This window comes from Trinickia diaoshuihuensis, from assembly GCF_003390925.1.
In the GTDB taxonomy this organism is placed as follows: Bacteria; Pseudomonadota; Gammaproteobacteria; order Burkholderiales; family Burkholderiaceae; genus Trinickia; species Trinickia diaoshuihuensis.
In genome coordinates, this window is record NZ_QUBS01000025.1 from 36054 (window position 1) to 52042 (window position 15989).

5 protein-coding genes are annotated in these 15989 nt (G+C 61.4%); 2 read left to right on the top strand and 3 right to left on the bottom strand.

Annotation, left to right across the window (positions count from 1 at the left end; translation table 11 throughout):
• Nucleotides 1–3205 precede the first annotated feature (3205 nt).
• Nucleotides 3206–9250 carry an alpha-2-macroglobulin family protein gene (locus tag DXT59_RS06980; RefSeq protein ID WP_116136191.1) on the top strand — a complete coding sequence of 2015 codons (6045 nt, stop codon included), beginning with the start codon at nt 3206–3208 and terminating at the stop codon, nt 9248–9250.
• Nucleotides 9251–9275: 25 nt separating this feature from the next.
• Nucleotides 9276–11603 (top strand): penicillin-binding protein 1C, encoded by a 2328-nt coding sequence (gene pbpC, locus DXT59_RS06985; protein WP_116136192.1) that lies wholly within the window; start codon nt 9276–9278, stop codon nt 11601–11603.
• Here the strand turns inward: pbpC and DXT59_RS06990 are convergent.
• The 3 genes from DXT59_RS06990 to DXT59_RS07000 all read right to left on the bottom strand — a co-directional run bounded on the left by DXT59_RS06990 (nt 11597) and on the right by DXT59_RS07000 (nt 15829).
• Nucleotides 11597–13090, bottom strand: coding sequence for an MFS transporter (locus DXT59_RS06990; protein WP_116136193.1), 1494 nt, complete (start codon nt 13088–13090; stop codon nt 11597–11599). The two genes, pbpC and DXT59_RS06990, sit on opposite strands and share 7 nt — an antisense overlap.
• 119 nt (nt 13091–13209) lie before the next feature.
• On the bottom strand, nt 13210–14454 hold the full coding sequence (locus DXT59_RS06995; RefSeq protein WP_116136194.1) for an MFS transporter: 1245 nt from the start codon (nt 14452–14454) through the stop codon (nt 13210–13212).
• Nucleotides 14455–14641: 187 nt separating this feature from the next.
• Entirely contained in the window at nt 14642–15829 is a 1188-nt protein-coding gene (locus DXT59_RS07000; protein ID WP_205417383.1) for a hypothetical protein, read from the bottom strand.
• Nucleotides 15830–15989 lie beyond the last annotated feature (160 nt).

The window sequence follows — 15989 nt, forward strand, 5'->3', positions numbered from 1 at the left end:
TGAATCCGAATCGGCTGTTCCATTGGCGCACGCTCTTTCAGGATGGCAAGGCTCCTGCCGGAGAGCGTCGGCGAAGGGGGCGGCCTCGGAGTTGGTCGACGCCCTCAAACAAATCAAGAATCGCAGGGACGACCAGTTAAGCAGGTCTACGAAGTTTTCGGCGTTGGTCGCATGCGCGAAGATGGCGCAAAGCGCGCGCGCCAATGGACTGGCGCGATGGGCGTATGCCCAGGCAAAGCACCGATTCCTTCTTTGTCGAAGAAATCCGGACATTATGCGCACTTGCCAAGCTGGCGTTACCAACGCGTCTGGGGCAAGACTTGAAATCGGCGGGAAGGGGCGGCTCCGGCGAGCGCTTAGCGCATGCGTGGCTTCTTGCTGAGCGCAGGCCGATGGCGCCCCGGCCTGCGCCGACATGAACGCAAGTTCGCTGCGGCCAAGAGCAATTAACGCTGGGCTCTGACAGTTCGGGTTTTGCTGTACAGCGGCGAGCCGTTGCGCGTGATGATTACATTGGACTGCTGCGACTGCGAGGCGATGAGTTGCGAGGCGACGACCGGCGGTCATAGCGGTGACGTCACGCTTGCCGCCATCTAGCATCGCTTTTGGCGGCACCTCGAAGGCCGAGAAAATCGAATGGCGGGCGGATAATCGCTCCCGTTACATCGCCGAAATGCTTCGCCAAAACTATGACGCGAGATTAGGTGAGTTTCATGCCGAAGCCCGATGTCGCCGCCGCACCTTGATTAGTCGCTACGGTCAAATCGTTTATCGGGATGCCCATACCTTTTTCCTGTCACCGTATATATATAAGCCAACGAGAATCAACGCGAACCCGTGAAATGGAATCGCGATCAATATATCCAAAGAGAGCAATTTTTTATAACCATGAGAAAGTGACTGGTAGCCCAGGTGCGTCTGGTTGCAATCTAAAGACCAAATCCGGGTGTATGATGCGAATGGAATTAATCTCATTCGATCAGTTAGTGCATAACATACCCTCTCATTATTAAGGGAAGCTAGGTCGCGATCGCTGATGATGGGGGCGCCGAAGCCTTGTTTTAAGCCGTATGATGGCGACGGAAAATCGAATTCCGCCTGGGAATGATCATTCACATAGGCGGTAATATTCGGATGCCTTGAGGAGACGCGAATAATCCTGAGCGTAATCGGTTTCAGCATCTCCCCTCTAGGGGCTATATTAAGTGTGACGACTATCAATGGGTAAACTAATATTACGATATACATCGAAAATGCGAAAAGTGATCTTTTATATTGTTTGGCGATTGTCAGTAAGTGATACATTTTATGATTTAATGTCTATTAACGTTATTGCGATAATTGATTTGATTTTGTGACAATGCTAGACGTGCGACGGGGGGCAGTAGACGGATTGAATCATGGGAAATCGCGACGTGCAAGTTTTTTTGACGCAAACATTTTCTGTTTATGGCGTTTTTATTTGTAAGTTAATCATGGCCGACATTGCCTCATAAGGCGTTTTCCCGGTGTTCGATGGTCCAGCTGTTCTGAGCATCTAACCTAGGACATCACGATTTGGAGCCGCCCCCTGAAAGTCCGGGGGCGCTGACATCGCGCCATTGATATAGCGTACGCATAGGTAACCTCGGTGGCGCCCCTTCCGTTGGAGGGGTCCCGCGCAGCCGCGATGTACGCCTTGATAGCGTTACTGTACGGGTCGGCTGCGTCCGAAATGCCGGTTCAGGTATTGACACGCTCGCGCGCCTTTTTTCTGTCGCCATATATATAAGCCAACAACGAGTAACATCGCTGCGCGAATGTGAATCCGCGAGTACTTGATGATCCGTTATCTGCAATAGTTTTTGGATAGCGCTGAAACTGCTAATAGTAGAATGGAAAATCCTAATATAAGAGGCATGGCTTGAGAGCGAGGGATGGTGGATGCATTGGGTGACCTCTTGACTGCATTGAAATAGCTAGCGACCGTTGCTAATGTGACTCCGGCAAGCAGGAACGCATATGCGACCAAAAAGATCCCTATAAACTTGCCTGGCAGTAGACGAACGCCGATGGGTAGATTGGAGCAGTCATTAAATCCGGCGATTGCGAAAAGGATGATTGTGGTCGTTCCATTGGCAATAAATTTGAAATATTTTCTCATTTCAGTAAACATATGCGTAAGTTCTCGTTTTGATTATTAGGTAAATTATCAAGGATTTGATCGCGAGTCTTATTTGGTTATGGGGCGGGCTGAATCTAATCGCATATTTATTGGGCCGTGCGGTGCGCGATGTTTGTTTTTTTGGGGCGTTTGTGGTGATGGTTGACGTGCTCGTCAAAGTATCGCAGGTCCAAATCGTCCCTTCTTATTGGCACTATATTTGAGAAAGTCTCAGGACTGTTGTAACGCAAACGGCGAGGCCCAGTAGAAAGGCCATAGCTCGAGGTCGAGAAATAACCATTGCGTTGCGTGAGATTTTGGTTGCGTTGAAGTAATGAACTATCGTCGCTGTGATTGCACCTGCGGTTAAAAATGCGAATGCAATCAAAGTAATGCCGATGAATTTTTCTGGTAGCAAATGAAGATTGATTGGGAGATTCGAGCAATCCGAAAAACAGGAAATTGTAAAAATCGATGCTGATATTATCGCGGAGGTGATGAGTTTAAGATATTTTTTCATTTGGCAAAGCGCCTGTAATCCCTGAGCATGCCTTCTTGGGTATTATTGGTCTCGAGCATCCGCCAAAACTATTTAATCGCCATCATGGGGATGCTTGATTCGGAAATGGATGAATTGAATCATGGGGAATCGCGACATGCAACATTTTTTTGCCGCAAACGTTTTCTGATTTTTGATGTTTTGAAAGTTTTGTAAACTTATTGTGACTGACATTGCCGCATAAGGCGTTTACCGGCATCCGCTGGTCCAGCTTAGGCATGCCGCCGAGCCGAATCAGGCCTTTCCTACTCGAAAACGAGTTAATCACATCATATCGCCCTGTCGGTAAGCGCGAGATCCCCGTGATCCGAGCATCTAAACCGAGACACCGATCCGGTCGCGACCGTCTTCGCGCGCAACGCCCGCACGATGACCCAAATCCTGAACCCTCCCCGAGATCCCCTCAGGACGAACTAAACAACCGTCACCCGCGTAAGTTAGAATCGCTCCCGATCCTTAAGAACAACCTCAAACCTGGGAGCGCGCTGCATGCGCGACGCGGGATGATAAAAAGACAATTCCAATCGGTAGCCGCGACCGTCGCGATATTGGGCCTCCTAGCCGCCGCCACGTTACGCGTCGATGCAGCGCGCATCACGCAGGTCTCGCCGCAAGGCACCGTCACGAAGGTCCGCCAAGTGCTCGTCAAATTCGACGAGTCGATGGTGGCCTTCGGCGCCCCGACGCTCCCGGCGCCCGCCTCGATCAAATGCAACGACCCGGCATCGAGCGCCGGTCAATCGCGTTGGGTGGACGATAAGACTTGGGCATGGGATTTCACGGCCGACCTTCCCCCGGGAATGGCTTGCTCGATCGATTTGAAAGACGGTCTGAAATCGGCGGCAGGCACGGCCCTGAGCGGACCGAAACACTATGCCTTCCAAACCGGCGGTCCGTTCGTTCAAACCATCGAGCCGGCCGGCGACACGATCGAGGAGAACCAAACGTTCGTGCTGCGTCTGAACGGCCCCGCCACCGATGCGTCCGTTCAGAGCCACATCTGGTGCGAATCGAGCGGACTCGGCAACCGAATCGCGGTGAAGAACGTCGATGCCGCGACGCGTAAGGTCTTGCTCAAGCATTTCGATTTGCAAAAGGAAGCGTCGCATGTCTTGACGCTGCAATGTCAGCAAGCATTGCCCTCGGGTAAAAAAGCGCAGCTCGTTTACGGCAAGGGCGTCGCGAGCCCGAGTGGGATCGCGAACGACGTCGAACGCCGTTTCGACTACTCGGTACGCAATCCGTTTGCCGCCGATTTCACCTGCGAGCGTGAAAACGCCAAGGCGCCGTGTACGCCGCTGCGTCCCCTGCGCGTTCAATTCAATGCGTCGATCTCGCGCGACGACGCGGAGAAAATCCGCATCAAGGGCCCGAATGGCGATCTCAAGCCGACGTTTTCCGACGACGACAAAGATCCCGAAACGGACAAGGTCGAGTTCGCCGCGCCCTTGCCGGAACGCGCCGACTTGACGGTCGTATTGCCGTCGGGCCTGAAGGACGTTAGCGGCCGCGCGCTCTCGAACGCCGATATGTTTCCGCTGAAGACCGCGACCGCGCCGTTACCGCCGCTCGCGAAGTTCTCCTCGGGCACGTTCGGCATCATCGAACGCTTTGCCGAGCCCGGCATGCCGGCGCTCGTGCCCGTCACGCTGCGCAACGTCGAGGCGGACCTCCATGTGCAAGGGCTCAATGCGGGCCCGGCTCGGTTCACGACGCTAAACGTCAATTCCGATGCGGACATCGTTCGCTGGATGCACATCGTCGATCAGTTCGACGGTTACTCGATGACGCGCGCGGAGATTCAACGCCAAATGCCGCAACTGTTGCGGCACAACCCGCATCCCGTCATCGCGCATCAAGAGGGCGATAGCACTACCGATGATTCCTCCGCTGCGAAGACCTCGAAAAACCCGTTGATCGATATTCGCTCGTTGTCGTTGCTCGCGGGTCAGCCGGGGGTGCAATCGCTCGAGTTGCCCAAGGCCGATCCGGCGAAGCTGCGTCCGTTCGAAGTGGTCGGTGTTCCGGTCGCTAAGCCGGGCTTCTATGTCATCGAATTGTCGTCGCCCGCGCTCGGCGCTTCGTTGCTCGGCAAGAAGGCGCCGATGTATGTGCGCACTGCTGTGCTCGTGACTAACTTGGGCGTCCACTTGAAAACGGGCCGTGAAAACAGCCTAGTCTGGGTGACGACGCTCGACAAAGGCGAGCCCGTGGCAAACGCGGCGGTCCGGGTGACGGACTGCAACGGCGCGCAAGTCGCGGCGGGCCAAACCGATGCGCACGGGGTGCTGAACATCGGCAGCCCGCTCACGCAGCCCGCCGTCTGTAAGGGCAGCTTCGACGGCTTCTTCGTCTCGGCGCGCATCGACGATCCGAAGACGGGCCCGGACATGGCGTTCGTCCGCTCCGATTGGAACCGCGGCATCGAAGCATGGCGATTCAACGTGCCGACCGATACGAGCGCGCAACAGACGATACGCGCGCATACGGTATTCGATCGCACGCTGCTGCGCGCGGGTGAAACGGTTTCGATGAAGCATTTCATTCGTGCGGAAACGTTGCATGGGTTCGGCTTGCCGAAAACATATCCCACGCGCTTGACCATCCGTCATCTCGGCAGTGGCCAAAGTTGGCATTTCCCGCTCAAGTGGACGGCGGATCACTCGGCCGACTCGACGTTCGCAATCCCCGCATCGGCCAAGCTAGGCGAATACAACGTCTTCCTCGACGAGGGCAAAGGCGATGCAAGCGAATCGAGCGGGGACGGCTCCGATGCGGACGATTCACCCGGTACGAGCTACTACACGGGCAGCTTCCGCGTCGAGGAGTTTCGTTTGCCGGTATTCAAAGGCACGATCGCCGTGCGCGATGAAAAAGCGCATCCGCTCGTGGCGGCCCAGCAGGCCCCGCTGACGTTGCAACTCGACTACATGTCGGGCGGTGGTGCCGCGGGCCTGCCGGTTCAGATTTCCGCCTTGATGACGACAACATCGCCTTCATTCGGCGATACGTACGCCGACTTCAGTTTCCAACCGTACGTCAAACCGAAGGAGGGCGAAGCCGCGTCGCCTTCCGACGACGAAGCGCAAACCGAACAGCAAACGAACGACGACTCCTCGAAACTGATCGCCGACAAGGAGCCTTTGACGCTCGATCGCAACGGGGCCGGCTCGTTCGTGCTGAAGAGCCTGCCTCATGTCGACGCTCCGAAGCATCTGCAACTCGAAGCGACCTTCGCCGATCCGAATGGGGAAGTGCAAACGATCAGCGGCGGCGCGACGCTTTGGCCCGCGGCGGTCGTGGCGGGCGTGAAGTCGGGACAGTGGGTATCGGTCGGCAACAAGGTGCCCGTGCAGGCGCTCGCGCTCGACCTGCAAGGCAAGCCGCGCGCCGGCGTGCCGCTCGAAGTGCGCGGGATCGCACGTATCACGGTTTCGACGCGCAAGCGCATGGTCGGCGGCTTCTACGCCTATGACAACCGGACCGAGACGAAGGACCTCGGCACGCTCTGCAGCGGCAAGAGCGACGATCATGGCTTATTGCATTGCGACGCGAAGCTCAAGGAAGCCGGCAACGTCGACTTGATCGCGTCGGCGAAAGACGGCGACGGCAACGTGTCCACCGCGACGACCTCGGTATGGGTCACGCGCGAGGACGAGCTTTGGTTCGGCGGCGAAAACACCGACCGCATGGACGTGCTGCCCGAGAAGACGTCATATCAACCGGGCGAGACGGCGCGCTTCCAGGTGCGCATGCCGTTCCGCTTCGCCACGGCGCTCGTGGACGTGGAGCGTGAAGGCGTGATCGAGACGCACGTCGTCAAGCTCGATGGTAAGGACCCCACCGTTTCGCTGAAAGTCGAGCCCGATTGGGGGCCGAATGTCTACGTGTCGGTTTTGGCATTGCGCGGCCGTATTCACGAAGTCCCCTGGTACTCGTTCTTCACCTGGGGCTGGAAGGCACCGCTCGAATGGGTGCGTGCGTTCTGGTACGAGGGCCGGCAATACGAGGCGCCGACTCCGCTCGTCGATCTCTCGAAACCGGCGTTCCGCTACGGCTTGGCCGAGATCAAGGTCGGTACGGCGCAGCACAAGCTCAACGTAACGGTCGTGCCCGACGCGAAGACGTACACCGTGCGAGGTCACGCGAAAGTCAAACTACGTGTGCAAATGCCGGGCGGCAAGGCGGCGCCGGCGGGCACCCAGATCGCCGTGGCCGCGGTCGATGAGGCATTGCTCGAACTGATGCCCAACGATAGCTGGGATCTGCTCGATGCGATGCTGCAACGGCGCGCCTACGGGATCGAAACCGCCACCGCGCAGATGGAAATCGTGGGGCGCCGGCACTTCGGACGCAAGGCCGTGCCGGCCGGCGGCGGAGGCGGGCACAACCCGTCGCGCGAGCTGTTCGATACGCTCTTGTTGTGGAATCCGCGCGTGACGCTCGATGCGAACGGCGAAGCGGCGATCGACGTGCCGCTGAACGATTCGCTGACGAGCTTCCGTATCGTCGCCATCGCGGCGGTCGGCGACGGCACGTTCGGCACGGGCAGTACTTCGATCCGCAGCACGCAAGACCTGCAACTGATTTCCGGCTTGCCGCCGCTCGTGCGCGAGGGCGACCGTTTCCGCGCTCAATTCACCTTGCGCAATACGACGGCGCGCGCGATGAAGGTCGTCGTCACCCCCGAGGTGCCCGGCTTATCGTTGCAGCCGCAAACGGTCGATCTGCAAGCGGATTCCGCGCGCGAAGTAGCGTGGACGGTCGCGCCTCCCGATGGGCTTGCCGATTCGGCGCTGGCGGCGCTGAACTGGAACGTGGCGGCGGCCGAGCAAGGCGGCGCGCACGCGAGCGATGCGCTCAAGGTCACGCAGCGCGTGACGGCGGCGGTCCCGGTGACGGTGCAACAAGCGACGCTTACGCAAGTGGACGGTACGTTCACGCTGCCGGTATCGGCTCCGGCCGAAGCAACGGCCACGCAAGCGGGGCAACTGCGAGGCGGCATCGCCGTATCGTTGCAGCCGAAGCTCTCCGAAGGGCTGCCGGGCGTGCGCCGCTGGTTCGAGCGCTACCCTTACGGCTGCCTCGAACAGCTTAGCTCGCGTGCGTTGGGCCTGGCCGATGCCGCTCAATGGCAAGCGGTGCTGGCACGGATGCCGGTCTACCTCGATCGCGACGGCTTGGCGAACTACTTCCCGCCGAGCGACGATAGCGGCAACACGGGCAGCACGACGCTAAGTGCCTATCTGTTGGCGGTGACCGACGAAGCCTCCAAGGCCGATCCGCGCTTTTCGTTGCCCGACGACCTGCGTGCGAAGCTCGAAGGCGGTCTCGTCAATTTCGTCGAAGGCAAAATCAAGCGCGACGTCTGGGCGCCGCGGCACGATCTGGATCTGCGCAAACTCGAAGCGATCGAGGCGCTGTCGCGCTATAACGCCGCGCGTCCGAGCATGCTCGATTCGATCGAAATCGCGCCGAATCAATGGCCGACCTCCGCCGTGCTCGATTACTACGCGATCCTTTCGCGCATGAAAGGGGTACCGCAGCGCGACGAGAAGCTGGCGCAGGCCGAGCAAATCATCCGCGCTCGCCTGACCTATCAAGGCACGCGCCTGACGTTCTCGACCGCCGACGGCGACGACCTCTGGTGGCTGATGACGGGCTCTGAAACGAATGCGGCGCGCACCGCACTGACGTTCGTCGACGTGCCGGGATGGAAGGATGAGATGCCGCGTCTCGTCGCCGGTCTGCTGGCGTTGCAAAACGGCGGCGCTTGGTCGACGACGACGTCCAATCTCTGGGGCGAGTTGGCGATTCAAGCGTTCTCGCGCGCGTTCGAAAGCACGCCCGTCACAGGACAGACGAAGCTCGACTTCGGCGCGGCCTCGAAGACGGTGGCATGGAATCAGCCGCCGGCGGCGAGCGCGATCGCCGCATCGGCTACCCCGGTGACGAAGACGGCGAACGTACGAAGCGAACTGCTGCCTTGGCCTTCGCAAGCGCGCGGCACGCCCGCCCCATTGACGCTCACGCAGCAGGGCACCGGCAAACCGTGGGCGACGGTCGAAAGCCTGGCCGCCGTTGCGTTGAAAACGCCGTTCTCGGCGGGGTATCGGATCACGAAGACGGTTACCGCCGTCGAACCGGCCGTAAAGGGTGTCTATACGCGCGGCGATATCGTTCGCGTGCATCTGGATATCGATGCGCAGTCGGATATGACGTGGGTCGTCGTCAACGATCCGGTACCGGCCGGCGCCACGATCCTCGGCTCCGGGCTCGGCCGCGATTCGCAAGCGGCGACCGAGGGCGAGAAGTCGCAACAGGATGGCGCATGGCCCGCGTTCGTCGAGCGCGGCTTCGAGGGCTACCGCGCGTATTACGACTACTTGCCGAAGGGAAAGCTCTCGATCGAGTACACGATTCGATTGAACAACGCCGGTACGTTCGGCTTGCCGCCGACGCGCGTCGAGGCGCTGTATGCGCCGTCGACGTTCGGCGTGCTGCCGAATGCGAACGTGGTGGTGCAGATGCCGCCGGCGAAGCAATAGGCAACGAGGCGGTAAAGGAGTGTCGATGCAATCGAGGCGAGGCGCGCTTAAGCTGCGCGCCGTGCTCTGTACCTTGCTGGTGGTGGCGGCGCCGTGCGCTCAGGCGCTGCCGAGCTTCGCGCAAGTGCGCGCGCAGTGGCGCAGTTCCGATTGGCTGCTGCTCGCGCGCGACGGCGAGCCGCTGCAGCGGACGCGCATCGACAAGCAGGAACGTCGCGGCGATTGGGTCGCGCTTGCCGATGTCTCCCCCGCGCTGCGAGAAGCCATCGTCGTGTCGGAAGACAAGCGCTTTTACGCGCATAGCGGCGTCGATTGGCACGGTGCGGCCGCGGCGGCGTGGGCCAATCTCTGGAATACGCGCACGCGCGGGGCCTCCACGGTCACGATGCAGTTGACGGGGCTGCTCGGCGACGTCCCGGAACGCTCGGGGCAGCGTTCGATCGTGCAGAAGGCGGGGCAGGCGGTGAACGCACTGTGGCTCGAACGCTCCTGGCGCAAGGACCAGATCCTCGAAGCGTATTTGAACCTCGTTCCGTTTCGCGGCGAGACCATCGGTCTGTCCGCGTTGTCGTTGACGTTGTTCGGCAAGGCCCCTTCGGGTCTCGACGAGCGCGAGGCGGCGATCGCCGCGGCGTTGATCCGCGCGCCGAACGCGTCGTATGCGAAGGTGAGCGACCGCGCGTGCCGTATCTTGCGCGACATGAAAGCCCCCGAGCGTTGCGAGAACCTCGACAGTTACGTGCAACTCGCCTTCGCACGGCCCGCGCCGGCGATGCTCACGGTTTCGACCGATGCCGAATCATTGGCGCCGCATTTCGCTCGACGCGTTGCGGGCGAGGTTCAAATCACACCAGGCGCGCGCGTCGTGACGACCCTCGATGCGAAGCTGCAGCGTTTCACCACCGATACGCTCAGGCGCACGCTGGCCGAGTTGAACGCGCCGGCCCATGCGCGCAACGTCCACGACGGCGCGGTCGTCGTCCTCGACAATGCGACGGGCGAAGTCCTCGCATGGGTGGGGTCCTCGGGCGGGCTGTCGAACGCACGCGACGTGGACGCCGTATTGGCGCGCCGCCAGCCCGGCTCGACGCTCAAGCCGTTCCTCTATGCGGAAGCCATCGACGAGCATCGCCTGACCACCGCTTCGCTGCTCAACGATTCGCCGCTCGACCTCGATGCGGGCGGCGGTCTATATATTCCGCAGAATTACGACAAGGACTTCAAAGGCTGGGTCAGTGTCCGCACGGCTCTGGGCTCTTCGCTGAATGTCCCCGCGGTGCGCACGATCGTCATGGTCACGCCGCATCGCTTCGCCAAGACGCTCACGGCGCTCGGCATGCCGCTCGCGCAGAACGGCAACTACTACGGCTACTCGCTCGCCCTCGGCAGTCCCGATATCACATTGCTGTCGCTGACCAATGCCTATCGGGCGCTGGCCAACGCGGGCGTTGCCGCGCCGACGCACGACTTGCCCGTGCGGCCCGGCGGCGCGCATGGCGCCACAAGCGACGATGCCCCGCGCCGCGTCTTCAGCGCCGAGACGGCGTACATCATCACGACGGTGCTCTCGGACAACAACGCTAGAACGCGCACGTTCGGCTTCGACAATCCGCTCGCCACTCGGGTTTTCTCGGCGGTCAAGACGGGGACGAGCAAGGACATGCGCGACAACTGGACGATCGGATATACGTCGCGCTATACGGTGGGCGTTTGGGTGGGCAATGCCGAAGGCGACGCGATGTGGGACGTCTCGGGCGTGACGGGCGCCGCGCCGATCTGGGCGGCGATCGTCGAGTATCTGCATCGGCGCGTGCCGAGCACGCCGCCTGTTGTACCGCCCGGCGTCGTGCAAACGCGCGTCTCGTTCGAGCACAACGTGGAGCCGTCGCGCAACGAGTGGTTTCTCAAGGGCACGGAAATCTCGATGGTCGGGTTGGCGGCCGACGCGAGCGGCGCATCGTCGCGTTCGACCTCGTATGCGCCGCCGCGCGCGGATAACGCGCAAAGCGCCGCGCCCGGGATCGCCTCGCCCACGGACGGGACCGTCTTCGCGCTGGATCCCGATATTCCGGCGGCTCGCCAGCGCATTGTTTTCGAGCGCGTGGGCGGGGCGTCGACGCGCAGCGCCTGGCGTTTGGATGGAAAGCCGCTCGGTCACACCGAGCGGGTGCTTTGGCTACCTTGGCCCGGCCGCCACCTGCTCGAACTCGTCGATGCGCAAGGCGCGAGCCTCGACAAGGTACGCTTCGAGGTGCGCGGCGCCAGCGCGCGCAGCCCCGCGCCGCCCGGCGCGCATCGCGAGCGGCCGGCGAGCGCGCCGGCTCATGCGCGCGGCGCGGCGACGAATCAATAACCGCCTCGAAGCTTGTCGCCGGCGTTGCTCGCGAGGCCGACATAGCCCCAAATCGACACGAGCGTCAGCAATCCGGCGCTGAGGAACGCCAAGCGGAAATCGTCGAGCGTGAACGCATGGCGGACGCCTTCGCCGTTCAGGGCGGAGGCGGCACGCAGCGCGAGCGCGCCGAACGCGATGCCCAAGCCCGTTGCCATTTGGGCCGAAGCATTCCAGAGCGTATTGGCGGCGCTCATCTGCGGCGAGGGCACGTCGGCGTACGCGAGCGTGGCCATCGTCGAGAACTGCATCGAGCGTGTGATGCCGTAGATCAGTACGACGATGAGCGTCCACGCGAGCGGCTCGGTGGGCGTCAAGAGACCGCACGCGATCGTTGACAGGCCGCAAATCGTGCAATCGATGATGGCGACGCGCTTGAATCCGTAGCGCTGCAAGATCGATGTCGTCAGCGCCTTCATACCGAGATTGCCGACCGCGCTCGCGAGCAGCAGCAGACCCGATTGAAACGCCGATAACCCGAAGCCGACCTGAAACAGCAAAGGCATCAAGTAGGGCACCGCGCCGATGCCGATCCGCGTGATCGAGCCCGTGATGACGGTGACGGAGAACGTGGGGATCTCGAGCGTGGAAATATCGATGAGCGGATGGGCGTGCCGGCGCGCATGTCGGAACGCGATGGCCCCGATCGCCACCCCGAACGCCACGAGCGACAAGCCCACGAGCGGGTTCGTGCCGGGCTGGCTGGCCAGGTCGGCGCCGTACAGGATCGACGTCAGCGTGAGGCCGCTCAATGCGAGCCCGGCCGCATCGAGCGGACGCCGCTCTTCGCCGCGCAAATTCGGCACCCATGCGGTTACCGCGCACAGCACGGCAAGACAAACGGGTACGTTCAGCAAAAAGATCCAGCGCCACGAGGCGTAGGTGGTGATGAAGCCGCCCAGCGGCGGTCCGACGACGGGCGCGACGATGCCGGGCCAAGTGATCGTCGAGATCGCTTGCATGAGCCGGCTCTTATCGGTGCTGCGCACGACGATCAGGCGCCCGACCGGCACCATGAGTGCGCCGCCCATACCCTGCAGCACGCGCGCGGCCGTGAATTGCACGACGTTGTTCGATAGCCCGCACAGCACCGATGCGACCGTAAACATGACGATCGCCGAAAAAAAGACGCTGCGCGAACCGAATCGATCGGCCACCCAGCCGCTCACGGGAATGAAGATCGCGAGCGCGATCATATAGGCGCTCATGCCGAGGCTCAGCGCGTTCGGGCTGATCGCGAAGGCGTGCGCCATTTGCGGCAGCGCCGTCGCGATGATGGTGGTGTCGAGGTACTCCATGAAAAACGTCGCGGCAACGACGTACGGCAACGGGCCGAGAGAATGTTTTCCGGCCGGGCCGCCCCGTTTCGAGGGTGTTTCGCCGCGTTGCTTGAGGGCCGTTGTTCGAGGCGACTCGCGCCTTATTTCGGTCTCTACTTGATGGGTCATCGTAACGGTCGAGCTACGTTATTTTTCTAAAAAGCGGACGGGGGTCCATTTAATAGAATTGTTGCTTCCCGTGCAACCGATACGGACGACCTTGCGCTCGGTGCAATATTTCGACTTGTTTAATCGTCGGCGGCGAGCGTTTCTTCGGGGCGGGTTGATTCGCCCGCCATTGCCCGCAGCGCGACGAAGGTCGCCGCGAAACCGGATGCCGCGCCCACGAGAATAGCCCAACGCGGTCCGGCATGATCGGCAACCCAGCCGACGACGGGCGCGCCGAGCGGGGTGCCGCCCAGCGTCACGGCAAGCCGGATCGCCATGACGCGCCCGCGCATGGCGGGTTCGGTCGATAGCTGCATCAAGCTGTTGGTCGTCGTCAGGAACATCAACGTGGCGATTCCGATCACGACGAGCGTGGCGCCGAACGACCAATAGGTCGGCGCCAGCGCCGCGACGGCGCAACTCACGCCGAACACAGCCGACGAGATCAACTGCGACCGAAAGCGCGGCCGGCTGAAGTGGGCGCTCGACAGCGCGCCGGTCACGGTGCCGACGGCCATCATCGAGGAGAGCGCGCCGTAGCGGCTCGCGCCGAGATGGAAGACGCTGACGGCCATCGTCGAAATGAAGATCGGAAAATTCAGGCCGAAGGTGCCGATCAAAAACAGCATGATCACCGTGGCTTTCAAATCGGGCCGCGCCCAAACGTAACGGAAGCCAGCGGTGAGTCCGCCGGGCGTGCGCGTCATGCGCGGCCCGCGGCGTAGTTCGTGCGTGCGCATGAAGCACAGCGAAACAAGTACGGCGGCGAACGACAATCCGTTCAGCACGAAGGCCCAGCCCGTATCGACATAAGCGATGATGAAGCCGGCCACGGCTGGGCCGACCATCCGCGCGAGATTGAACGACGTCGAATTGAGCGCGACCGCATTGGCCAGTTCCGCATCGCCGACGAGGTCCGATACGAACGTTTGACGCACGGGGGCATCCATCGCCGTCGTGCAGCCGAACAAGAAGGCGAAGAGATAGACGTGCCATAGCTGCGCGAGGCCCGCGAGCGTCAGCGCGCCCAAGCCGAGCGCGAGCGCGCCTTGCGCGGCCTGCGTGAACATCAGGAGCTTGCGCCGGTCTAGATGATCGGCGGCATAGCCGCTTACGGGAAGCAACAGCAATTGCGGACCGAATTGCAGCGACATGACGATGCTGACGGCCGATGCGCTGTGATGCGTGAGTTGCGTGAGGACCAGCCAATCTTGCGCCGTGCGCTGCATCCATGTCCCGATGTTCGAGACGATTGCGCCGCTTGCCCAAACCCGATAGTTGAAGTACTTGAGCGAACGAAACACACCTGCGACGACGTCGCTCATGCCGGCTCCCGAGAAGTGATCGCACGATTATCGCGCGATCCGGCGCAACGGGTCGGGGATGCCGGCCTAAGTGAACGACGCGAGGGGAGAAATGAGGGGAGTGCGCTGGGGCCATCGGCCGATGGCCCCAGAGTGTGGACAGACGATCGTGATTCGCCGGTCGCTGCCCACGGAGCTCACTGCTAACTTATTGCGGCTCGTACCATGAGTAGGTCGCGAGCGTGCCGACGGCCGGCGTACCGATTTGCAGCGTGATGTCGCGATGCGAGATCAACTGGATCGCACGCAGGTCGCCCATGTAGCGGCGCGCCTCGCCGTTATCGTTGATATACGCCACGATGTCGCCCGTCAAACCCGCGACGTTCGAGTTCGTCAGCGGCTCGCCCCAGATGTCGAAGAACTGGCCGAGCGTGAACGTCTTCAGGCTGAACGCCTCGACGTGGATGATGCCCGTATGGTCGTGCGTGTGCATTTCGTAGTAGCACGACTGCGGGATGCCGATGTTCTGCGGCAATTGCATCCACACACCGTTGTAGACGATGGCCAAATGCGCATGCACGTGGAACGTATTGGCCATGCCGGTTGCGCAGGTCAGACCGTCCACGTCGGCGCCCGTGCCGCCCGTTGCGGTATTGCCGTCGGGCCAGTGCACCGCGGTGCCGACCGTGCCGCCGAACGTCAGCGTGATCGGGTTCGGATCGAACGGGGGCGGATCGCTCCAGGTGTAGGTCGGGATTTGCGCGAGCGGCGTGCCGAGCATGATCGTCACTTCGCCCTTCGGCGGCAGCACGAGGCTGCCAAGATCGCCCGTGTATTGCGTCAGCGTGCCGCCGTTATTGACGTACACCGTAACGGACGAGGCTTGCAGACCCGCGACGTTGGTCGCGCTAAGCGGTTGGCCCCAAACGGCGAAGAACTGGCCGAGCGTATAGGTTGCATTGCTCGTGACATCCATGCGGATCTTGCCGCTTTCGTCGACGGTATTGAGCGGATAGACGCAACCTTTGGGGGCCGTGAGCGTGGGCTGCACCGTGCCGATATTTGCGGGCAGCGCGAGCTGCGTTCCGTTCTGGTAGATCGATAGATGCGTGTAGGTGTAGGTGTTGCCCGCCGGGGCGCAGTTCAGGCCGCCGACAGCTTGGCCTGTTCCACCCGACGAAGTCGAGCCGGCTTGCCAGTTTTCGGTGCCGAGCGTGGCGCCGTCCGCCACCGTCGTCGCCGCGGCCAGCGTGGGCGCCTGACTGCCCGCGCTGCTGCCCGAGCCCGGGGCTGAAGCGCTGGTCCCGCCGCTGCTGCCGCCGCCGCCACCGCCGCAACCCGCGAGTGCAAACGCCACGCCGATCGCCAGAATGCTTGAACTGATTTTGTGCAACATATCGCCCCTGATTTGTTAGTCGATAGTTTCGATCGAACGAATGCATACGGATAAAGCGCACCGCACTTCGCCATACCCGGGTAAATTCGACGCCTCGTTTAGGAAGTGGTGAACGTTTTTGCCGATGTCGTCGCGATGGCTGCCGCACGTGAGGCCATGC